Origin of the sequence: Streptomyces sp. Tu6071 (assembly GCF_000213055.1) — a bacterium.
GTDB classification, from domain to species: domain Bacteria; phylum Actinomycetota; class Actinomycetes; order Streptomycetales; family Streptomycetaceae; genus Streptomyces; species Streptomyces evansiae.
The window spans coordinates 5619570-5640606 of sequence record NZ_CM001165.1 but is presented as its reverse complement, the minus strand read 5'-3'; the positions used below and the strand labels follow the sequence as shown (position 1 = coordinate 5640606).

The following is a 21037-nucleotide window of genomic DNA, read 5'->3' as shown; positions in this document are numbered from 1 at the left end:
TCCGCGCCGTGTCCGGCTTTACGAAACGTTGACCCCGAAGTCTAGAGCGATGCCCCTCAGGCCGGACGCGTACCCCTGACCGACCGCCCGGAACTTCCATTCCTGTCCGTAGCGGTAGACCTCGCCGAAGATCATCGCCGTCTCGGTGGAGGCGTCCTCGGAGAGGTCGTACCGGGCGAGTTCCTGCCCGTCCGCCTGATTGACCACGCGGATGAAGGCGTTGGACACCTGCCCGAAGCTCTGCCTGCGGGCCTCGGCCTCGTGGATGGAGACGGCGAAGACGATCTTGTCGCAGTGCGCGGGGACCTTGTCGAGGTCCACGAGAAGCGATTCGTCGTCGCCCTCGCCCTCGCCCGTGAGGTTGTCCCCGGTGTGCTCGACGGAGCCGTCGGGGCTCGTGAGCTGGTTGTAGAAGACGAACCACTCGTCGCCGAGCACGCGCCCGTTCGCGCACAGCAGGGCGCTGGCGTCGAGGTCGAAGGGGGCGCCGGTGGTCGAGCGGGCGTCCCAGCCGAGGCCGACCAGGACGTTGCTCAGGTTCGGCGCGGCTTTGGAGAGGGAGACATTGCCTCCCTTGGCGAGCGTGACACCCATGTGTTTCCTCCCCTGGTGGACCGCTGAAGAGCGGAGGCGGTACGGAACGGGCCGCGCGCCGCCGTCCGGTGGACGGAGGGGCGCGCGGCCGGTGCCTGCCTGGTACGGCTCAGAGCCTCGTGCGGCTCAGACGTTGACGCCGAAGTCCTGGGCGATCCCGCGCAGGCCCGAGGCGTAGCCCTGGCCGATGGCGCGGAACTTCCACTCCGCCCCGTTGCGGTACAGCTCGCCGAAGACCATGGCGGTCTCGGTCGAGGCGTCCTCGGAGAGGTCGTAGCGGGCGATCTCGGTGCCGCCGGCCTGGTTCACGACGCGGATGAAGGCGTTGCGGACCTGGCCGAAGGACTGCTGGCGGTTCTCGGCGTCGTAGATCGAGACCGGGAAGACGATCTTGTCGACGGTCGCGGGGACGGCGGCGAGGTTGACCTTGATCTGCTCGTCGTCGCCCTCGCCCTCACCGGTGGTGTTGTCACCGGTGTGCTCGACGGAGCCGTCGGAGCTCTTGAGGTTGTTGAAGAAGACGAAGTCCCCGTCGCCGGAGACCTTGCCCTCGGCGTTGGTGAGGATCGCGCTGGCGTCGAGGTCGAAGTCGGTGCCGGTCGTCGTGCGCACGTCCCAGCCGAGACCCACGGTCACGGCGGTGAGGCCGGGGGCCTCCTTGGTCAGGGATACGTTGCCGCCCTTGCTGAGGCTGACTCCCACGGGTCCTCCAATGATGTCGGGGGTGGGTGGCGAGTGCCGGTCGCCACCTTCGTACGTCGTTATCCGGGACAACGTACGGATAGTAGTGACCGGTTCCCGCCGGAAACGGGCTCTTTCGCCCGGGGCTCCGCAGTGCGTGTCGGGGCCCCGGGGCGGGCCGGATCAGAGCGTGTCGAGCGCCTTGAGGTACTCGCCGAGGTCGCGCGCGTCCGGGAGGTCGTTGACGACCGTCCAGCGCACGACGCCCTCCTTGTCGATGATGAACGTGCCGCGCACCGCGCAGCCCTTGTCCTCGGCGAAGACGCCGTAGGCGCGCGAGACCTCGCCGTGCGGCCAGAAGTCGGAGAGCAGCGGGTACTCCAGGCCCTCCTGCTCGGCGAAGACGCGCAGGCTGTGGACGGAGTCGTTGGAGACGGCGAGCAGCTGGGTGTCGTCGTTCTCGAACTTCGGCAGCTCGTCGCGCAGGGCGCACAGCTCGCCGGTGCAGACCCCGGTGAAGGCGAACGGGAAGAAGAGGAGCACCACGTTCTTCTCGCCGCGGAAGTCCGAGAGGCGCACGGTGCGGCCGTGGTTGTCCTTGAGCTCGAACTCGGGGGCCTTGGTGCCGGCCTCGATCGCCATGGGTACCGATCCTTTGCGGTGATGCGTACGGGAAACGGCGTCCTGGGCCGTACGGGCCCGGCGCCGACCCCACCCTACGCACCGGGCCCCCGCCGCCCCAGAGGAGTCTGTGGAGCGAGGGGGGCCCGGTGGGCGCCGCACGGTTCAGCGCTTGGTCTTCGAGCTGGCCTTCGGGGTGACCAGACGGGTGCCGATCCAGTCCTTGCCGACACTCGTGCTCTTGGTCTGGGTGAATCCGGCGGTCCGCGCCGCGTCGTTGATGTCGCTCGGCTCGACGTACCCGTCCCGGCCCGTTTTCGGGGTCAGGAGCAGGACGAGGTCACCGTCGTCGACCAGCTGCGAGGCGTCGACCAGCGCGTCCGTCAGGTCGCCGTCCTCGTCGCGGAACCAGAGGACCACGGCGTCGACGAGGTCCTCGTAGTCCTCGTCCACCAGCTCCGTGCCGGTGGCTTCTTCGATGGCCTCGCGGAGCTCCTGGTCGACGTCCTCGTCGTAGCCGATCTCCTGGACCACCTGCTCGGGCTGGAAACCCAGCCGTACGGCAGGGCTGGTCCGCTCCTCCGCGTGGTCCGCGGTCGCGCTCACGGATTGCCTCCTGATCGTTTCGGGATGTGCTGCGCCCCCGCGGGCGCGGGGGCATGGGGCGTAGTCCACACGGGCGGGACCGATCGCGCAAGTACCCGGCAGCCGAGACCGCCGAAACGGTGACTTTCCGGGCGGTGTCCTCCAACTTCGGACACCTTTGCGCTCCGCTTCGTGCAGCCGCCCACGCCTCCCATTGTTCCCCAAATCTCCCGCCCGGCACCCCGGCCCCTTCCGGGGCTCCGCCCCGGACCCCGCTCCTCAATCGCCGGAGGGGCTGAGTGTCACGTCCCGCCCCAGCCCTCAAGCCCCTCCGGTCCTCGCTGATCCAGCCCCTCCGGCGTTTGAGGAGCGGGGTTCGGGGCGGAGCCCCGAGGGAAGCCGCACAGGGGGCGAACCCGACGCGCCCGGTTCACCGTGCGCACCCGTACCCGCACATATCGTGTCAACCCCACCGCCGCCCCCGAAGGGAACCCCGTGCCCCAGGACCCCACCCCGATCATCATCGGCGGCCTCCCCAGCCAGGTGCCCGACTTCGATCCCGAGGAGACCCAGGAGTGGCTCGACTCGCTCGACGCCGCCGTCGACGAGCGCGGCAGCGAGCGCGCCCGCTACCTGATGCTCCGCCTCATCGAGCGGGCCCGCGAGAAGCGCGTCGCCGTCCCGGAGATGCGCAGCACCGACTACGTCAACACGATCGCGACGAGGGACGAGCCCTACTTCCCCGGCAACGAGGAGGTCGAGCGCAAGGTACTGAACGCCACGCGCTGGAACGCGGCCGTCATGGTCTCGCGCGCGCAGCGCCCCGGGATCGGGGTCGGCGGGCACATCGCGACGTTCGCGTCCTCGGCGAGCCTCTACGACGTCGGCTTCAACCACTTCTTCCGGGGCAAGGACGAGGGCGACGGCGGCGACCAGATCTTCTTCCAGGGCCATGCCTCGCCCGGCATCTACGCCCGCGCCTTCCTCCTGGACCGCCTCACGGAGGCGCAGCTCGACGGATTCCGGCAGGAGAAGTCGAAGGCCCCGAACGGGCTGCCGAGCTACCCGCACCCGCGCTCGATGCCGGACTTCTGGGAGTTCCCGACCGTCTCGATGGGCCTCGGCCCGCTCTCCGCGATCTACCAGGCGCGGATGAACCGCTACATGGAGGCGCGCGGGATCGCCGACACCTCGCACTCGCACGTGTGGGCCTTCCTCGGCGACGGCGAGATGGACGAGGTCGAGTCGCTCGGCCAGCTCTCGATCGCCGCGCGCGAGAACCTCGACAACCTGACCTTCGTCGTCAACTGCAACCTCCAGCGCCTCGACGGCCCGGTGCGCGGCAACGGCAAGATCATCCAGGAGCTGGAGTCGCAGTTCCGGGGCGCGGGCTGGAACGTGATCAAGCTGATCTGGGACCGCACGTGGGACCCGCTGCTCGCGCAGGACCGCGACGGCCTGCTCGTGAACAAGCTGAACACGACGCCGGACGGGCAGTTCCAGACGTACGCGACGGAGACGGGCGCGTACATCAGGGAGCACTTCTTCGGCGGGGACCAGCGGCTGCGCTCCATGGTCGAGAACATGAGCGACGACCAGATCCTGCACCTCGGGCGCGGCGGCCACGACCACCGCAAGGTGTACGCGGCGTTCTCGGCCGCCAAGGAGCACAAGGGCCAGCCCACGGTGATCCTCGCGCAGACCGTCAAGGGCTGGACGCTCGGGCCGAACTTCGAGGGCCGCAACGCGACCCACCAGATGAAGAAGCTCACGGTCGACGACCTCAAGGGCTTCCGCGACCGCCTCCACCTGCCGATCCCCGACAAGGACCTGGAGGGCGGCCTGCCGCCGTACTTCCACCCCGGCAGGGACTCGGAGGAGATCCAGTACATGCACGAGCGGCGGCAGGCGCTCGGTGGGTACGTGCCGACGCGGGTCGTGCGCGCGAAGCCCCTCGAACTGCCGGGGGACAAGACGTACGCGACGGTGAAGAAGGGCACGGGCCAGCAGTCGATCGCCACGACGATGGCGTTCGTGCGGCTGCTCAAGGACCTCATGCGGGACAAGGAGATCGGGCGGCGCTTCGTGCTCATCGCGCCCGACGAGTACCGCACCTTCGGGATGGACTCGTTCTTCCCGAGCGCGAAGATCTACAACCCGCTCGGCCAGCAGTACGAGTCGGTCGACCGTGAACTCCTGCTCGCCTACAAGGAGTCACCGACCGGTCAGATGCTCCACGACGGCATCTCGGAGGCGGGCTGCGTCGCCTCGCTCATCGCGGCGGGGTCCGCGTACGCGACGCACGGCGAGCCGCTCATCCCGGTCTACGTCTTCTACTCGATGTTCGGTTTCCAGCGCACCGGCGACCAGTTCTGGCAGATGGGCGACCAGATGGCGCGCGGTTTCGTCCTCGGCGCGACCGCCGGGCGCACGACGCTGACCGGTGAGGGGCTTCAGCACGCGGACGGGCAGTCGCAGCTCCTCGCCTCGACGAACCCGGCGTGCGTCGCCTACGACCCCGCGTACGGCTACGAGATCGCGCACATCGTCCGCGAGGGCCTGCGGCGCATGTACGGGCCGGAGGCGGAGGACGTCTTCTACTACCTGACGGTCTACAACGAGCCGATCCAGCACCCGGCCGAGCCCGAGGACGTGGACGTCGAGGGCATCGTCAAGGGCCTGCACCTGCTGCGCGGCGGCGACGCCGGGAGCCAGCGCGCGCAGATCCTCGCCTCCGGCGTGGCGGTGCCGTGGGCGCTGGAGGCGCAGCGGCTGCTCGCCGAGGACTGGGACGTGCGCGCGGACGTGTGGTCGGCGACGTCGTGGAACGAGCTGCGGCGCGAGGCGGTCGCGGCCGAGGAGCACAACCTCCTCCACCCGGAGGAGGAGACGCGGGTGCCGTACGTGACGCGGAAGCTGGCGGACGCGGGGGGCCCGTACGTGGCCGTCTCCGACTGGATGCGGAGCGTCCCCGACCAGATCGCGCGGTGGGTGCCGGGCCGGTACGGCTCGCTGGGGGCCGACGGGTTCGGCTTCGCCGACACGCGGGGCGCCGCGCGGCGGTTCTTCCACATCGACGCGCCGTCGATCGTGCTGGGGGTGCTGACGGAGCTGGTGCGGGACGGCGCCCTCGAACACGGGGTGCTGCGGCGGGCGATCGACCGGTACCAGTTGCTCGACGTGGCGGCGGCGGACCCCGGTGCTGCCGGGGGCGACGCGTAGCTTCTCCGGCGGGGCCGGCCTCCCGGGGCTCCGCCCCTCGAACTCCCCCGGCCTTCGCGGCCGGGGGAACCCCCGGAGGGCTCCATTGATGACCCGGTCACCTCTCCCAGATCTTGAATGCCCGCACCTTGTAAGGGGATTCGGGGAGCCACGTGCCGCCGCCGGGGTACGTCTCGAACTCCCCCGTCTCGCCGCACTCCGCGGACTGGTACGTCGTGACCGGCCGCCCCGTGCGGTTGGCCAGGGAGAGGGCTCCCGCTCTGCCGCTCAGCGGGACGCAGCTCTCGATGTCGGTGCCGGAGAGTTCGTGGACGGTGCGGCGGCCCCCGTACCCCGTGCCGGGCCACAGGCACAGCTCGCCCCGGCCGCACGCGCCGGAGGAGCCGGCCCCCGTGCGTGCCGGGGCAGCCGCCTCGGCCGGGGTGAGGAGGGTCGCGCCGAGGGCGAGGGCGCAGGCGAGCGTGGTGAGGGTCGTACGCATGGGGGCGCGGTCCTTTCAATGGGCGCCGGTTCTGACGCGCACTCTGGGCCGCCTCGCCGCCGCCGCGGAAGCCGCCACGAGCGGGACCGCACTGATAGGGGAAAAGGTCCCGGGACAGCGCGAAGGGCCCCACCGAGTGAGTCGGTGGGGCCCTTCGTTGACGTGGCGGGCGGGTCAGATGTGCGCGGCGCCCGCGCCCTCCGCCGCGTTGTCGCCGCGCTTCGTGAGCGTCGCGACGGCCGCCGCGACGAGGGCGACGATCCCGGCGACGGTGCAGGCGAGGCCCATGCCGGACATGAAGGTGTCGTGGGCGACCGTCGTGATCTGCGCCGCGACCTCCTTCGGGGTGTGCGGCGGCACGGGCGGGACGCCGAGCTGGACGGCCTGGGACGCCTGGTCGAGCTGCGCGCCCCGGAGCTTCGGCAGGCCCGCGTCCGTCCAGTTGCCCGGGAGGTCCTTGTTGACGCGCGCGGCCATCACCGCGCCGAGCACGGCCGTGCCGAGCGCGCCGCCGACCTGCATCGCCGACTGCTGGAGGCCGCCCGCGACGCCGGAGAGTTCGAGCGGCGCGTTGCCGACGATGACCTCCGTGGCGCCGACCATGACGGGGGCGAGGCCGAGGCCGAGGAGCGCGAACCACAGCGACATCGTGACCGTCCCCGTGTCCGCCTCCAGCGTCGAGAGCCCGAACATCGAGGCCGCCGTGGCGAGCATCCCGCCGACGAGCGGGACGCGCGGCCCGAAGCGCGTGATGAGCACCCCGGCGATCGGCGAGGCGATGATCATCATGGCGGTGAGCGGGAGCAGGTGCAGGCCGCTGTCGACGGCGCTGAGCCGGTGCACGCCCTGGAGGTAGAAGGTGACGAAGAAGATGCCGCCGAGGAAGGCGATCGCCATGAGCACCATGAGCACGGTGCCCGCCGAGAGCGCGACCGAGCGGAACATGGCGAGCGGCACGAGCGGTTCCTTCGCCCGCGTCTGCCAGTAGGCGAAGGCGGCGAAGCACACGACCGCGAGGCCGAGGAGCCCCCACGTGCGCCCGTCGCTCCAGCTCCAGCCGTCACCCGTTTTGATGATCGCGAAGATCAGGGAGCACATGGCTCCGGAGAGCAGCACGATGCCCGGGACGTCGAAGGAGCGCGGGGCGTTCTCGGCGCGGTGGTCCTTGAGGATGAAGAGGCCGAGGACGAGGGCGGCGACGCCGACCGGCACGTTGACGAAGAACACGGACTGCCAGGAGACGTGCTCGACGAGCAGCCCGCCGACGATGGGCCCGCCCGCCGTGGACGCGCCGATGACCATGCCCCAGATGCCGATCGCCATGTTCAGCTTCTCGGCGGGGAAGGTCGCGCGGAGCAGGCCGAGCGCGGCCGGCATCAGGAGCGCGCCGAAGAGCCCCTGCAGGACGCGGAAGGCGACGACGAGCGAGACGCTGGAGGAGAGCCCGATGATCCCGGAGGCGAGCGCGAAGCCCGCCACGCCTATCAGGAAGGTCTGGCGGTGGCCGAAGCGGTCGCCGAGCTTGCCCGCCGTGATGAGCGCCACCGCGAGGGCCAGGAGGTAGCCGTTGGTGATCCACTGCACCCCGGCGAGGCTCGTGTTCAGGTCGTCCGCGATGGCCGGGTTGGCGATCGCCACGATGGTGCCGTCAAGGGCGACCATCATGACGCCGATAGCAACTCCGAAGAGGGTCAGCCAAGGACGGCCCCGCAGGCTGCCGCGTGCTCCCTTGCCGACGGGCGCGAGCGGCGTCCCGTCCTCCGGTCCGACGGTGGTCTGACTAGTCATGGGCGTCAAATTACTGTCACCGCATGACAGTTGACAATCAATTTCATATGCCGGTAACTGACAGGACCCCGCCCGGGGACAAAGCGCCAGCTCATGTACGGGGGTCCGGGCGAGGGAGCGAGGAGCAAGGTGACGGAGCAGCGGCAGGGCCCCGGGGCGGGTGGCGCGCGGGGCGGCCTGCGCGAGCGCAAGAAGACGCGCACCCGGGAACGACTCCTGCGCACGGCGCTGGAACTCTTCGCCGCACGCGGCTACGAGAGGACGACGGTCGACGAGATCGCCGCCCGCGCCGAGGTCTCGACCCGTACCTTCTTCCGCTACTTCGCCACCAAGGAGGACGTGGCCCTCGCGACGCAGGAACTCATCGAGCGCTGGTTCCTCCAGGCCCTGCGCGCCCGCCCGGCAAGCGAGTCGCCGGTGCTCGCGCTGCGCCGCGCGGTCCTGGAGTCCTGGGGCGAGCTGCCGGAGGTGGCCGGGCTCTCCGTCCCCGTGGACCTGCATCTGCGGACCTGCCGGCTCGTGGCGAGGACGCCCGCGCTGCTCGCCGCGCGGCTGCGCAGGGCGAGCGAGAGCGAGGAGGAGATGGCGCGCGTGATCGCCGCGCGCGAGGGCGTCGACCCGGAGGTGGACCTGCGGCCCCGCGTCGTGGTCGCGGCCTTCGGCGGCGTGATGCGGCTCACCGAGCACCGCTGGGGCGCGGGCCAGGACGGCAGCGCCGAGGCGCTGCGCGCCCTCGCCGTCCAGCACCTCGACCACCTGGCCCCCTCGCTGGTCCGGCAGTGGGGCGGGGAGGACGGCGGCACGGGCGGGGTGTGCGGGGCGGGTACGTGCGCGGAGCCGGACGACCGCACGGGGCTCGTACCGCGCCAGTCCGCGACAGCCGAGCCGGCCACCGGCACCGCCCGCACCAGCCCCGCCGACGGGGAGGCCGTCCCCTCCTGAGCCGGGAGGGGACGGGGCAGCCCGGACCCGGGAGGGGCGGGCGGGAAGGCGAAAGGGCCGGTCGGCGCCCCTTTCCCGGACGGGTGCGGGCCGATCGGCTCCCATCCGGGGGCGCCAGGGTGATGTGGCTCACCGGTTTGGCCTCCGGCACTTGCCGTCTCCTAGGGTGTGGCGCAGTGACTTCCTTCGACTCGTCCCCCCAACTCAACGCCTGGCGAGCGCTGCTCGCGGTGGCGGTCGTCTTCGTCATGCTCGCCACGACCGGCTGGACCGCGGTCAGGGCCCGGCACGACCCGGGCGGCCCGCTCCAGTTGTCGGTACGGGCCTGGAACCACGCGCGCGTCGACCACCGCGCGCTGCCGGACGCCGCCTCGCCGCCGGAGCGCCTGCGCGAGTTCTTCGCCGCGCTGCGCCCCGCCCAGCGCCGGCACCTCGTGCACCGCTACCCGCTCGCCGTGGGCAACATGAACGGCGCCCCCCTCACGCTGCGCTACGCCGCGAACCGGCTCGCGCTCACCCAGGCCCGCGACCACGAGGAGCGCCGCACGCGTGACCCGCGCCTGTCGCCGGACGGCCGCGAGGAGGCCGCGGACCGCGCGGCGCGCTACACGTCGATGCTCCGCCCGGACCGCGATTTCCTCGCCTTCGACCCGAACGGCTCGGGCCGCGCCGCGGAGGTCTTCGGCGACCTCGCGCACGCGCGGCGCGTCTCCGTCGTCGTCCCGGGCGTCGACACCGCGCTCATGACCTTCGAGCGCGGCAACCGGCCCTTCACCGCGCCCTCCGGGATGGGCCGCTCGCTCTACGCCGCCGAACAGGCGGCGGCGCCCCGGGCCCGTACCGCCGTGATCGCCTGGGCCGACTACACGGCGCCCGGCGGGATCGGCATCGAGGCGGCGACGGCGAGCCGCGCGCAGGAGGGCGCGGAGCGGCTCGACGCCTTCGTGCGGGGGCTGCCGGGCGGGCTGAAGATCGCGCTCGTGTGCCACAGCTACGGCTCCGTGGTGTGCGGGGTCGCGGCCGACCGGCTGCCGCGTACGGTCACCGACATCGCCGTCGCCGGGAGCCCCGGGATGCGCAGCGCGAGCGCGGCCGGGCTCGGCACGAGGGCGCGGGTGTGGGCGACGCGGGACGCGGGCGACTGGATCAGGGACGTGCCGCACGTCGAGCTCGGCTCGCTCGGGCACGGCGCCGACCCCGTCGGCAAGGACTTCGGCGCGCGGGTCTTCTCCTCGACGGGCGCGGTGGGGCACGGTGGCTACTTCGTGCCCGGTACGGCGAGCCTGCGCAATCTCGCGCACATCGGCACGGCGGACTTCGGGGACGTCGGCTGCGCGCCGGGCGGCGCGGGGTGCAGGACGGGGGTGCCCGAGCGGGGTACGAGCCGCGCCTGAGCGGCGGACCCGTCCGTACCCGTACCGGCGGCACACCGCCCGGAAGGCGGAGCGGAGACGGAACGTCCGTACCCGCCACCGCGTACACCGGGCGGGACGGGAGAGAAGCAAGAGGTCGGGGCCCGGGAGAAAAGCGCCGGTCAAGCGGACCGGTGGGCCGCAGGAGAGGGGACGGAGACGCGCGTGCCGCATACGATGAGCCGTATGGGTGATGTATTGGCCGGTTTCCATGCCACCTGGGAGTTCGCGGAGGACTCCGTGCTCATCCGCTACGAACGGGGCATCCGGACGCCGAAGCTGCTCCAGGCACTCGGGGAGCGCCGGGTGCCGCTCGCGGCGATCGACACGGTGACGCTTGCCCCCGGGCGGCGCGGCACCGTCGTGCTGCGCGCCGTGCCGCGCGCGGGCGCCGACCCGCTGATGGAGGCGGCGGCGGGTCAGCTCAAGGAGAACTGCGACCCGTACCGCCTCGTGCTGCCCGCCGAGCGCGAGGAACTGGCCGAGTTCCACGCGGCGCAGATCCGCGACCGCCTCGGCCCCGGCGTCGCCGAGCCCGCCGAGAGCTTCCTCGTCGACGCGCCCGAGGGGCCGCAGCAGTTCAAGGCGTACGACGGCAAGGCGAGCTTCAACGGCTCGGTGGTCTCCTTCCGCTGGTCGCGCACGGGGGCGACGAGCGCGAAGTGGAAGGCGGGCGATCAGTCCTTCCCCGTCGCCGCGCTGAGCGGCGTCGAGTGGCGCTCGCCCGAGATACTCGACGGCTACCTGCGCCTGCTCCCCCGCCATCCGGCGCCCGGCACCGGGACGGGGCCCGCCGCCGACCACGACCCGGCGGCCGTCGTCTTCGGCCTCGGGTACGGGCCCGTGCACGAGTCCCTGCCCTTCGCCGCCGCCGTCCTCGCCGCCACCAGGAGCAGCGCGGCGAGGAGCGGTACGGGCGAGGCGGCGTCAGCGGTCGCCGCGCTCCGCTCCGACCCGGCGGACATCGCCGAACGCATCCGCCACCTCGGCGAACTGCACCTCGCGGGGCTGCTCACGGACGAGGAGTTCACGACGAAGAAGAAGGAACTGCTGGCGCAGTTGTGAGAGCCCACGCCGGTCACGACTTCGCGGAGTAGATCCCGATCTTGTGGTCGAGAACCCCGAGCGTGTCCTGGAGCGCCGCGATCCGCGAGCGGACCTCCTCGCGCGTCGCCTCCAGGAGTTCCCTGCGCTCGGCGACCGTGTGCTCCCCGGCCCGCGACAGTTCCCCGTACCGCACCATGTCCGCCACCGACATGCCCGTCAGCCGCAGCTTGTTGACGAACGAGAGCCATTCGAGGTCGCGGTTGTTGTACCGGCGCTGCCCGGTGTGCGAGCGGTCCACCTCTTCGAGCAGGCCGATGCGCTCGTACCAGCGCAGGGTGTGGGCGCTGAGCCCGGTGAGCGTGACGACCTCGCTGATCGTGTAGTGGTCCCTGCCGTCCGGGCGCGGGTAGTCGGCGAGCTTCGCGAGGCACAGGTCGCGGCCGTTGACCGGGCCTGAGGGGGCGACGGGGTGGGCGAGGGTCATGGGTGTCCCTTCGGGTGAGGCGGACCGCACCCACCGTAAAACCCTTGAGCGCACTCCAGGCAATACGCGCTCGCCGACGGCCTGGGAACGCCGCCTAGACTCGCCCGCATGGAGAGCCTGGAGAGCCTGAAGTCGATCGAAGCCTGGCCCGTCCCGGCCGCCGCCGCCGGAGTCGTCCGCGGCGACGGAACCGTCGTGGGGCGGCACGGCCCCACGGACCAACGCTTCTGGCTCGCGTCCGTGACCAAGCCGCTCGCCGCGTACGGCTTCCTGCTCGCGTACGAGGAGGGGGCGATCGAGCTGGACGAGCCCGCCGGGCCCGAGGGCGCGACCGTGCGCCACCTCCTCGCCCACACGAGCGGCCTCGCGTTCGACGAGGACCGCGTCCAGGCCGCGCCCGGGACGCGCCGCATCTACTCCAACGCCGGTTTCGAGGCGCTCGGCGCGCACGTCGCGCGGGCGACGGGCATCCCCTTCGCCGCGTACCTGCGCGAGGGCGTCTTCGCGCCGCTCGGGATGCGCGCGACGGCACTGGAGGGCTCGCCCGCCAAGGACGGCCACTCGACCGTGGACGACCTGCTCCTGTTCGCCGCCGAACTCCAGGCCCCGCGCCTCCTCGACGCGGGCACCGTCGCGGAGGCGACGCGCGTCGCCTTCCCCGGCCTCAACGGCGTCCTGCCCGGCTACGGGCAGCAGAAGCCGAACGACTGGGGCCTCGGCTTCGAGATCCGCGACGGCAAGTCCCCGCACTGGACCGGCGCCCACTCCTCACCGCGCACTTTCGGCCACTTCGGGCAGTCGGGGACCTTCCTGTGGGTCGACCCGGAGGCGGGCGCGGCGTGCGTCGCGCTCGCCGACCGCGCCTTCGGCCCGTGGGCGGTCGAGGCGTGGCCGCCGCTGACGGACGCGGTGCTCGCGGAGCTGCGGGACGCCTGAGCGGGCCTACCCGAAGGGGTCGGCCAGGGCGAGGAGCAGCACCTCGCACGCCGTCCGCGCCCGCAGCACGGCCCCCCGCACGTCCGCCCCGGCCCGCACCCGTACCGCATCGCCCGCCGCGAGCCGTTCCCCGCCCGCCAACTCGGCCTCCCCGCGCACGACATGGACGTACCCGTACGGCCCGGCGGGCAGCGGCAGCGTGGCGCCCGGGGCCGGGCGGGCGAGGCGCAGCACCGCGCCCGCCTCGGGGACCTCGTACGGGCCCGCGAGGGAGCGGACGAGGGTGTAGCGGGGGGTGAGGGCGGGGGTGCGGGCGGCGAGCCAGAACTGCAGGAAGACGAGGGGTTCCGCGCCGTCGTTGCGCTCGACGTGGTGGACGCCGGAGCCCGCGCCGAGGTGCTGGAGATCGCCGGGGCGCACGACGGTGGAGCGGCCCTCCGCGTCGCGGTGGCGCAGCTCCCCGGAGACCACCCAGGTGAGGAGTTCGGTGTCGCTGTGGCGGTGCTCGGCGAAGCCCGCGCCCGGTGCGAGGTGCTCCTCGTTGCAGGCGGTGAGCGGGCCGAGGCGCAGGTTGTCCGGGTCGTAGTGCGGGCCGAAGGAGAAGGCGTGCCGGGTCGTGATGCCCGCATCGGGTTCCCCGCCCGGGTAGCGGTCAGCGCCGCGTCGTACGTCGATCACGGCGCCCACCGTAGCGGCGGCACACAGCGTGACGTGGCGCGTGCGGCACGTGACGGACCCCGGCCGCCCCGTTCGGCGACGCGATAAGGCAGTCTTGGACCCGTGCCCGACTCCGTATCCCGCCCCGCCGCCTCGCCCGCCTCCCCGGCCCCCGCGCACCCGCACGCGGCGACCCTCAAGCGGCTGGAGCACTCCTCGGGACGGCTCGCCGCCCGCGCCATCCAGCGGATGGACGAGACGCTGCCCTGGTACCGGGCGATGCCCCCCGAGCACCGCTCGTGGATCGGGCTCGTGGCGCAGGCGGGGATCGCGGCCTTCACGGAGTGGTTCCGGCACCCGGAGGCCCCGCAGGCGATCTCCACGGACGTCTTCGGGACCGCGCCGCGCGAGCTGACCCGGGCGGTCACGCTGCGGCAGACCGTCGAGATGGTCCGCACGACGATCGAGGTCATGGAGAGCGCGATCGACGACGTGGCCGCGCCGGGCGACGAGGCGGTCCTGCGCGAGGCGCTGCTGCGCTACGCCCGCGAGATCGCCTTCGCGACCGCGCAGGTCTACGCGCAGGCCGCCGAGGCACGGGGCGCCTGGGACGCGCGCCTGGAGTCCCTGGTCGTCAACGCGGTGCTCTCCGGCGAGGCCGACGAGGGCACCGTGTCGCGGGCCGCCGCGCTCGGCTGGAACGCGCCCGAGTACGTGTGCGTCCTGCTCGGCACCGCGCCCGACGGGGACAGCGAACTGACCGTCGAGGCGATCCGGCGCGCCGCCAGGCACGCGAAGCTCCAGGTCCTCACCGGGGTGCTCGGCAGCCGCCTCGTCGTCATCGCGGGCGGCAGCGACAACCCGCTCGCGGTCGCGAAATCCCTGATCGGCCCGTACGCGGCGGGTCCCGTCGTCGCCGGGCCCGTGGTCCCCGACCTGCTCGCCGCGACCCGCTCGGCGGCGGCCGCCGCGGCCGGGCTGCGCGCCTCGGCGGCGTGGCAGGACGCCCCGCGCCCGGTGCTCGCGGACGACCTGCTCCCCGAGCGCGCGATGGCCTCGGACCCCGCCGCGCGCGACCAGCTGGTGGAGGAGATCTACAGACCACTTCAGGAGGCGGGCTCGGCGCTCCTGGAGACGCTGAGCGTCTACCTGGAGCAGGCGAGCAGCCTGGAGGGGGCCGCGCGGATGCTCTTCGTGCACCCGAACACCGTGCGCTACCGGCTCCGACGTGTGACTGACGTCACCGGCTGGTCACCCTCGGATGTACGCTCCGCGTTCACGCTGCGCATCGCGCTGATCCTGGGGCGCCTGGCCGCGGCCGAGCAGCGATCCTAGGCTTTTGTACGATCCCGACAATTACCCTGTCGGTTATTCGTCCCTGTCCCCACCGGTGGACCGGCCCCTTCACAAGAGAGAGTGTGAGCGTGCTTGTACTTGTCGCTCCCGGCCAGGGCGCCCAGACGCCCGGCTTCCTGACCCCTTGGCTCGAACTGCCCGGCGCGTCCGAGCGGCTCGCGGGCTGGTCCGAGACGATCGGACTCGACCTCGTCCACTACGGGACGCGGGCCGACGCCGACGCGATCCGGGACACCGCGGTCGCCCAGCCGCTGCTGGTGGCCGCCGGGCTGCTCTCGGCCGCCGCGCTCGCCGGCACCCTGGAGGACCGGGGAGCCCCCGTGCTCGGCGCGCTGCGCCCCGGCGCCGTCGCCGGGCACAGCGTCGGTGAGCTGACGGCCGCCGCCTTCGCCGGGGTCCTCGACTCCGAGGCGGCGCTCGCGCTCGTACGGACCCGGGGGCTCGCGATGGCCGAGGCCGCCGCCGTCACCGAGACGGGCATGGCCGCGCTGCTCGGCGGGGACCTCGCCACGGTCGCGCCGCACCTGGAGAAGCTGGGCCTGACCCCGGCGAACGTCAACGGCGGCGGCCAGGTCGTCGCCGCGGGGACGGCCGCGCAGCTCGCGGCGCTCGCCGAGGACAAGCCCGAGGGCGTACGCCGTGTCGTGCCGCTCCAGGTCGCGGGCGCCTTCCACACCGCGCACATGGCCCCGGCGGTCGGCGTGCTCGCGAAGGCCGCGGCCGGACTGAGCCCGTCGGACCCGGCGTACGCGTACGTGTCGAACAAGGACGGCGCCGTCGTCGCGACCGGCGGCGAGGTGCTCGACCGGCTCGTGGGCCAGGTCGCCAACCCGGTCCGCTGGGACCTGTGCATGGAGACGTTCAAGGAGCAGGGCGCGAGCGCCCTGATCGAGGTCTGCCCCGGTGGCACGCTCACCGGTCTCGCCAAGCGCGCCCTGCCGGGTGTCGCGACGCTCGCACTGAAGTCCCCCGAGGACCTCGATGCGGCCCGCGCGCTCGTCGCGGAGCACTCCGCCTGACCCCCGAAGCCCGCCCCCGCGGCCCGAACCCCGCACCGCCCGCCCCGCACCGCCCGGACGACGAGGAGCCCCGTCAGATGTCGAAGATAAAGCCCGCCAAGGGTGCCCCGTACGCGCGCATCCTGGGCGTCGGCGGCTACCGGCCCGACCGCGTCGTCCCCAATGACGTCATCCTGGAGACGATCGACTCCTCGGACGAGTGGATTCGTTCGCGCTCGGGCATCGAGAGCCGGCACTGGGCGGGCCCCGACGAGACGGTGACCGCGATGTCGGTGGAGGCGGGCGGCAAGGCCCTCGCCGACGCCGGTATCGCGCCCGAGCAGATCGGCGCGGTCGTCGTCTCGACCGTCTCGCACTTCAAGCAGACCCCGGCCGTCGCCACGGAGATCGCCGACAAGCTCGGCTGCGGCAAGCCCGCCGCCTTCGACATCTCGGCGGGCTGCGCCGGTTTCGGCTACGGGCTCACGCTGGCCAAGGGCATGGTCGTCGAGGGCAGCGCGGAGTACGTGCTCGTCCTCGGCGTGGAGCGGCTCTCGGACCTCACCGACCTGGAGGACCGCGCGACGGCCTTCCTCTTCGGCGACGGTGCGGGCGCGGTCGTCGTGGGGCCCTCGCAGGAGGTCGCGATAGGCCCGACCGTCTGGGGCTCCGAGGGCGACAAGGCCGAGGTCATCAAGCAGACCGTGCCGTGGACGGACTACCGTTCCGGCGAGGTCGCGCGGTTCCCGGCCATCACCCAGGAGGGTCAGGCGGTCTTCCGCTGGGCCGTCTTCGAGATGGCGAAGGTCGCCCAGCAGGCGCTGGACGCCGCCGGGATCACCCCGGAGGACCTGGACGTCTTCATCCCGCACCAGGCCAATATGCGGATCATCGACTCGATGGTGAAGACCCTGAAGCTGCCGGAGCACGTCCAGGTCGCACGCGATGTCGCGACCACCGGCAACACCTCGGCCGCCTCCATTCCGCTCGCGATGGAGCGGATGCTGGCGACCGGCCAGGCGAAGAGCGGCGACACCGCGCTTCTCATCGGCTTCGGGGCGGGTCTCGTGTTCGCCGCGACGGTCGTTACCCTCCCCTAGGCACCTCGTCCGGCCGCGTCCGCGCGTGTTCCCGCTGCTCAACCAGGGCGACGGAGCGCGACACGGGCCGGCCGGAGGGGCGCCACCGCTGGAATCCCCGTAACAATTCCCCTCAACGAATGGAGCGCCGACATGGCCGCCACTCAGGAAGAGATCGTCGCCGGTCTCGCCGAGATCGTGAACGAGATCGCCGGTATCCCGGTCGAGGACGTCCAGCTGGACAAGTCCTTCACCGATGACCTGGACGTCGACTCGCTGTCCATGGTCGAGGTCGTCGTCGCCGCCGAGGAGCGCTTCGACGTCAAGATCCCCGACGACGACGTCAAGAACCTCAAGACCGTCGGCGACGCCGCCGATTACATCCTCAAGCACCAGAGCTGATCCTGTGCTCCGGTCCCGGCCCGCGCCCCCCGGCGCGGGCCGGGACCGGGGCCGGTCGCTCGGCGCCCGGGGCATCGCGCCACGCACCCTCGTGCCGCGCTGGCCCGCCCTGTGTGACTGCCGCCGCCCGGCGGTGGCGCCGCAATCCCTCGTATCCGTGGAGAAGGAATTCCTGTGAGCCCGACCAATCGCACCGTGGTCGTCACCGGTATCGGCGCAACCACACCGCTGGGTGGCGACGCGAAGTCGACCTGGGACGGCCTGCTCGCCGGCCGCTCCGGCGTCCGCGCCCTCACCGAGGAGTGGGCCGAGCAGCTGCCGGTCAAGATCGCCGCCCGCATCCTCGTCGAGCCCGGCGAGATCCTGCCGCGCCCGCAGGCGCGGAAACTGGACCGCTCGGCCCAGTTCGCGCTGATCGCGGCCGACGAGGCGTGGAAGGACGCCGGTTTCACCGCCAAGGCCGGTGAGGACGCCTCTGTCGACCCCGACCGCCTCGGCGCCGTGATCGCCTCCGGCATCGGCGGCGTGACGACCCTCCTGGACCAGTACGACGTGCTGAAGGAGAAGGGCGTACGCCGCGTCTCCCCGCACACCGTGCCGATGCTCATGCCCAACGGGCCCGCCGCCAACGTGGGTCTCGCCATCAACGCCCGCGCCGGGGTCCACACCCCCGTCTCCGCCTGTGCCTCGGGCGCCGAGGCGATCGGCTACGGGATCGAGATGATCCGTACGGGCCGTGCCGACGTCGTCGTCGCGGGCGGCACCGAGGCGGCGATCCACCCGCTGCCCATCGCCGCCTTCGCCAACATGATGGCGATGTCCAAGAACAACGAGGACCCCGAGGGCGCCTCGCGCCCCTTCGACACGGCCCGTGACGGCTTCGTGCTCGGCGAGGGTGCCGGTGTCGTGGTCCTGGAGTCCGCCGAGCACGCCGCGAAGCGCGGTGCCACGGTCTACGCGGAGGCGCTGGGCCAGGGCGTCTCGGCCGACAGCCACCACATCACGGCCCCGGAGCCCTCCGGCGAGGGCATCTCCCGCGCCCTGGAGAACCTGCTCGCATCGACCGGGCTCGACCCCGCCGAGATCGTGTACGCCAACGCGCACGCGACGTCGACGCCGCTGGGCGACGTCGGCGAGATCAAGGCCCTCTCGAAGGTCTTCGGCCCCGAGCTGGACCACGTCGCGATCTCCTCGACCAAGTCGATGACCGGCCACCTCCTCGGGGGCGCGGGCGGCGTCGAGTCCGTCGCGACGATCCTCACGGTGAAGAACCGGACGGCCCCGCCGACGATCAACGTCACCGAGCTGGACCCGGAGATCGGCGCGGACATCATCCGCGACGAGCCCCGCGCCCTCCCGGCGGAGGGCCCCATCGTGGCCCTCAACGACTCCTTCGGCTTCGGCGGCCACAACGTGGTCCTGGCGTTCCGGAGCGTGTGACACGCGTGAAAAGGGGGCCCGCACCGGAAGGTGCGGGCCCCCTCGCATGCGTGAAAATCAAGCCTTACGCCGCTTGAGGAGCGGGGCACGGGGCGAAGCCACCACACGGCAGCCCCCTCAGCGCGAAACCCAAGCCCCTCCGGCGCCGTAAAAACCAAGCCCCTCCGGCGCTTGAGGAGCCGGGCACGAGGCGCAACCACACCACCTGACAAAGCCACCACACGGCAGCCCCCTCAGCGTGAAAATCAAGCCCCTCCGGCGCTTGAGGAGCGGGGCGCGGGGCGGAGCCCCGTCACCGGGGTGCGGGGCGGAGCCCCGCGGAGAGCCCCCGGCCCGGGGTCACACGACCTGGTGGAGCCACCGCACGGGAGCCCCCTCCCCCGCGTAGCGGAAGGGTTCCAGCTCGTCGTCCCACGGCTTCCCGAGCAGCTTGTGGACCTCGTCGGCGAGCACGCTCTCCCCGGCCCCCGCCCGCGCCACGGCGGCCCGCAACCGGTCCTCCGGGATGAGGATGTCCCCGTGCACGCCGGTGACCGCGTGGAAGATCCCGAGTTCGGGCGTCGCGCTGTACCGCTCGCCCTCGACGCCCGGGGTGGGCTCGGAGGTCACCTCGAAGCGCAGGAGCTGCCAGCCCCGCAGCGCGGAGGCGAGTTTGGAGGCGGTGCCGGTCTCGGCCTGCCAGGAGAACTCGGCGCGCCAGGTGCCGGGCGCGGCGGGCTGTCTGATCCAGTCCAGACTGACCCGCACCCCGAGCACGTTCGCCACGGCCCATTCGACGTGCGGGCACAGCGCGCGCGGTGCGGAGTGCACGTACAGGACTCCACGTGTCGTCGTCACCGGTACCTCCTGTGGGGGACGAGGTGCCAGGACCCCTCGCGCCCGTGCCGAGCATTCTTCCCAAATGGGACAGAAGTGACGTGATGCAATGTAGCCGACCGGGGACAGCGGGCCGTCACCGGGCCGGGGCGGTCGCCGTGTCGGCCCCGCCGGAACCCGTCGGGGCGTGACATGCGCCGCCTCGGGCAAAACTACCCTGCGGGAACGCCCCCGGTGTGACGTACCGTCGACCTCAGCGCTACGAGCACCCGGCTTTCACCCGCCAGGGCGCCCCGCGAGGCGCCGGGGCGCACGCCCCCGGGTCCGGTGTGCCGAAGGAAGGAGCCCGCGTATGCGGCAGGTGGTCACGGCGGTACGAGTCCTGCGCGCGCTCCCCCGCGCACGCCGCGCGCTCCCCCACGCGGGTGGGGCGCTCCCCGGTCCGCGTACGGCGCTCCCCCGTACCGGCCGCCGCACGGGCCGCGTCCTCGCGGGCGCGGGCACGGCCGCCCTGCTCGCCCTGCTGCCCGCCTGCTCGGGTTCCTCGGGTCGGCCGGGGCCGCCCGGCGAGGTCGCGAGCACCCCGGCGGCGACGGGCTGGGACCGTACGCCCTCGTCGGTGGCGGCCGTGGGCGACTCGATCACCCGTGGTTTCGACGCCTGCTCCGTGCTCGCCGACTGCCCCGCCGTGTCCTGGTCGACGGGGACCGAGAAGGACGTCGACTCGCTGGCGCGGCGGCTGCTCGGCGGGAAGGACGTCGAGGACCACGCGTGGAACCTCGCGAAGTCGGGGGCGCGGGTCGAGGCGCTGCCCGAGCAGATGAAGGCGGCGGCGGCGCACGATCCCGACCTGGTGACGGTCCTGATCGGCGCGAACGACGCGTGCCGCTCCAGCGTGGACGCGATGACTCCCGTGAAGGAGTACCGCGAGGACGTCGAGAAGGCGCTCGACGTGCTGCGCGAGCAGGCGCCGGGGGCCCGGGTGTACTTCTCCAGCATCCCGGACCTCAAGCGGCTGTGGGAGCTGGGGCGCACGAGCGACCTCGGCAAGGAGGTGTGGAAGCTCGGCATCTGCCCGTCGATGCTGAGCGACCCGGACGCGCTGGACAAGGCGGCGACGGAGCGCAGGGACAAGGTCGAGCAGCGCGTCACCGAGTACAACAAGGCCGTCCGGGAGATCTGCGCGAAGGACAAGCTGTGCCGGGACGACGGCGGCGCGGCGAACGCGACCCGTTTCACGGCGGGCCAGCTGAGCCGCTGGGACTGGTTCCACCCGAGCCGCGAGGGCCAGGCGACGCTCGCGCGGATCGCGTACGAGCGGATCTCGGCGAAGCGGTAGCGCCGCGCGCACGCCGTCCACAGGAACGGGGCTCCGCCCCGGACCCCGCTCCTCCGTCTCCGGAGAGGCTGGAATCTTCCTGCCGTCCGTGGAAATTCGGCCCGTCCGGCGACGGAGGGCCCCTCGCGAAGCGCGACAGGGGGCCGCCCCCGGGAGT

At 72.6% G+C, this 21037-nt stretch carries 20 protein-coding genes; 11 read left to right on the top strand and 9 right to left on the bottom strand.

Going from position 1 to position 21037, the window contains the following annotated elements; genetic code table 11:
- Positions 1-18: 18 nt before the first annotated feature.
- The 4 genes from STTU_RS23585 to STTU_RS23570 all read right to left on the bottom strand — a co-directional run bounded on the left by STTU_RS23585 (position 19) and on the right by STTU_RS23570 (position 2502).
- Positions 19-594 (bottom strand): TerD family protein, encoded by a 576-nt coding sequence (locus STTU_RS23585; RefSeq protein WP_007827518.1) that lies wholly within the window; start codon positions 592-594, stop codon positions 19-21.
- Between the two features lie 126 nt (positions 595-720).
- Positions 721-1296 (bottom strand): TerD family protein, encoded by a 576-nt coding sequence (locus STTU_RS23580; RefSeq protein ID WP_007827517.1) that lies wholly within the window; start codon positions 1294-1296, stop codon positions 721-723.
- 162 nt (positions 1297-1458) lie between these two features.
- Positions 1459-1917, bottom strand: a complete 459-nt coding sequence (locus tag STTU_RS23575) for a peroxiredoxin (RefSeq protein WP_007827516.1) — start codon at positions 1915-1917, stop codon at positions 1459-1461.
- 144 nt (positions 1918-2061) lie between these two features.
- Positions 2062-2502, bottom strand: coding sequence for a DUF3052 domain-containing protein (locus STTU_RS23570; protein ID WP_009064836.1), 441 nt, complete (start codon positions 2500-2502; stop codon positions 2062-2064).
- Between the two features lie 474 nt (positions 2503-2976).
- Here STTU_RS23570 and aceE point away from each other — a divergent pair, with 474 nt between their 5' ends.
- Positions 2977-5703: a pyruvate dehydrogenase (acetyl-transferring), homodimeric type gene (gene aceE, locus STTU_RS23565; RefSeq protein ID WP_007827514.1), complete on the top strand. Its 2727-nt coding sequence runs from the start codon at positions 2977-2979 to the stop codon at positions 5701-5703.
- A gap of 97 nt (positions 5704-5800) precedes the next feature.
- Here aceE and STTU_RS23560 read toward each other — a convergent pair whose 3' ends face one another.
- Entirely contained in the window at positions 5801-6184 is a 384-nt protein-coding gene (locus STTU_RS23560; RefSeq protein WP_007827513.1) for a peptidase inhibitor family I36 protein, read from the bottom strand.
- A gap of 174 nt (positions 6185-6358) precedes the next feature.
- Positions 6359-7849 (bottom strand): MFS transporter, encoded by a 1491-nt coding sequence (locus STTU_RS23555; RefSeq protein ID WP_007827512.1) that lies wholly within the window; start codon positions 7847-7849, stop codon positions 6359-6361.
- Positions 7850-8101: 252 nt separating this feature from the next.
- On the opposite strand from STTU_RS23555, the gene STTU_RS23550 reads away from it, so the two are divergent.
- The 3 genes from STTU_RS23550 to STTU_RS23540 all read left to right on the top strand — a co-directional run bounded on the left by STTU_RS23550 (position 8102) and on the right by STTU_RS23540 (position 11391).
- The gene (locus STTU_RS23550) at positions 8102-8914 is read left to right on the top strand and encodes a TetR/AcrR family transcriptional regulator (protein WP_043256099.1); all 813 of its coding nucleotides are present in this window, start codon (positions 8102-8104) and stop codon (positions 8912-8914) included.
- Positions 8915-9090: 176 nt separating this feature from the next.
- The gene (locus STTU_RS23545; RefSeq protein WP_007827510.1) at positions 9091-10308 is read left to right on the top strand and encodes an alpha/beta hydrolase; all 1218 of its coding nucleotides are present in this window, start codon (positions 9091-9093) and stop codon (positions 10306-10308) included.
- A 204-nt stretch (positions 10309-10512) separates the two neighbouring features.
- Complete coding sequence (locus STTU_RS23540) at positions 10513-11391, top strand: DUF4429 domain-containing protein (RefSeq protein ID WP_007827509.1); 879 nt, start codon at positions 10513-10515, stop codon at positions 11389-11391.
- A gap of 13 nt (positions 11392-11404) precedes the next feature.
- Here STTU_RS23540 and STTU_RS23535 read toward each other — a convergent pair whose 3' ends face one another.
- Positions 11405-11857, bottom strand: coding sequence for a MerR family transcriptional regulator (locus STTU_RS23535; protein WP_007827508.1), 453 nt, complete (start codon positions 11855-11857; stop codon positions 11405-11407).
- 117 nt (positions 11858-11974) lie between these two features.
- Here STTU_RS23535 and STTU_RS23530 point away from each other — a divergent pair, with 117 nt between their 5' ends.
- A complete protein-coding gene (locus STTU_RS23530; protein ID WP_199785087.1) occupies positions 11975-12793 on the top strand; it encodes a serine hydrolase domain-containing protein in 819 nt (272 codons plus the stop codon).
- Positions 12794-12799: 6 nt separating this feature from the next.
- Here the strand turns inward: STTU_RS23530 and STTU_RS23525 are convergent, their stop codons facing one another.
- Positions 12800-13480, bottom strand: coding sequence for a pirin family protein (locus STTU_RS23525; RefSeq protein ID WP_007827506.1), 681 nt, complete (start codon positions 13478-13480; stop codon positions 12800-12802).
- Positions 13481-13573: 93 nt separating this feature from the next.
- Between STTU_RS23525 and STTU_RS23520 the strand changes: the two genes are divergently transcribed.
- The 5 genes from STTU_RS23520 to fabF all read left to right on the top strand — a co-directional run bounded on the left by STTU_RS23520 (position 13574) and on the right by fabF (position 18725).
- The gene (locus tag STTU_RS23520; RefSeq protein WP_007827505.1) at positions 13574-14785 is read left to right on the top strand and encodes a PucR family transcriptional regulator; all 1212 of its coding nucleotides are present in this window, start codon (positions 13574-13576) and stop codon (positions 14783-14785) included.
- 89 nt (positions 14786-14874) lie between these two features.
- Positions 14875-15825, top strand: a complete 951-nt coding sequence (locus STTU_RS23515; RefSeq protein WP_009064856.1) for an ACP S-malonyltransferase — start codon at positions 14875-14877, stop codon at positions 15823-15825.
- Positions 15826-15902: 77 nt separating this feature from the next.
- Positions 15903-16904, top strand: a complete 1002-nt coding sequence (locus STTU_RS23510) for a ketoacyl-ACP synthase III (RefSeq protein ID WP_009064859.1) — start codon at positions 15903-15905, stop codon at positions 16902-16904.
- 132 nt (positions 16905-17036) lie between these two features.
- Positions 17037-17285, top strand: coding sequence for an acyl carrier protein (locus STTU_RS23505; protein ID WP_008748219.1), 249 nt, complete (start codon positions 17037-17039; stop codon positions 17283-17285).
- A 174-nt stretch (positions 17286-17459) separates the two neighbouring features.
- Positions 17460-18725 carry a beta-ketoacyl-ACP synthase II gene (gene fabF, locus STTU_RS23500; RefSeq protein ID WP_043256094.1) on the top strand — a complete coding sequence of 422 codons (1266 nt, stop codon included), beginning with the start codon at positions 17460-17462 and terminating at the stop codon, positions 18723-18725.
- A gap of 339 nt (positions 18726-19064) precedes the next feature.
- Here the strand turns inward: fabF and STTU_RS23495 are convergent, their stop codons facing one another.
- Positions 19065-19562 carry a DUF3145 domain-containing protein gene (locus STTU_RS23495; protein ID WP_007827502.1) on the bottom strand — a complete coding sequence of 166 codons (498 nt, stop codon included), beginning with the start codon at positions 19560-19562 and terminating at the stop codon, positions 19065-19067.
- Between the two features lie 331 nt (positions 19563-19893).
- On the opposite strand from STTU_RS23495, the gene STTU_RS23490 reads away from it, so the two are divergent.
- On the top strand, positions 19894-20880 hold the full coding sequence (locus tag STTU_RS23490; protein ID WP_007827500.1) for an SGNH/GDSL hydrolase family protein: 987 nt from the start codon (positions 19894-19896) through the stop codon (positions 20878-20880).
- Positions 20881-21037 lie beyond the last annotated feature (157 nt).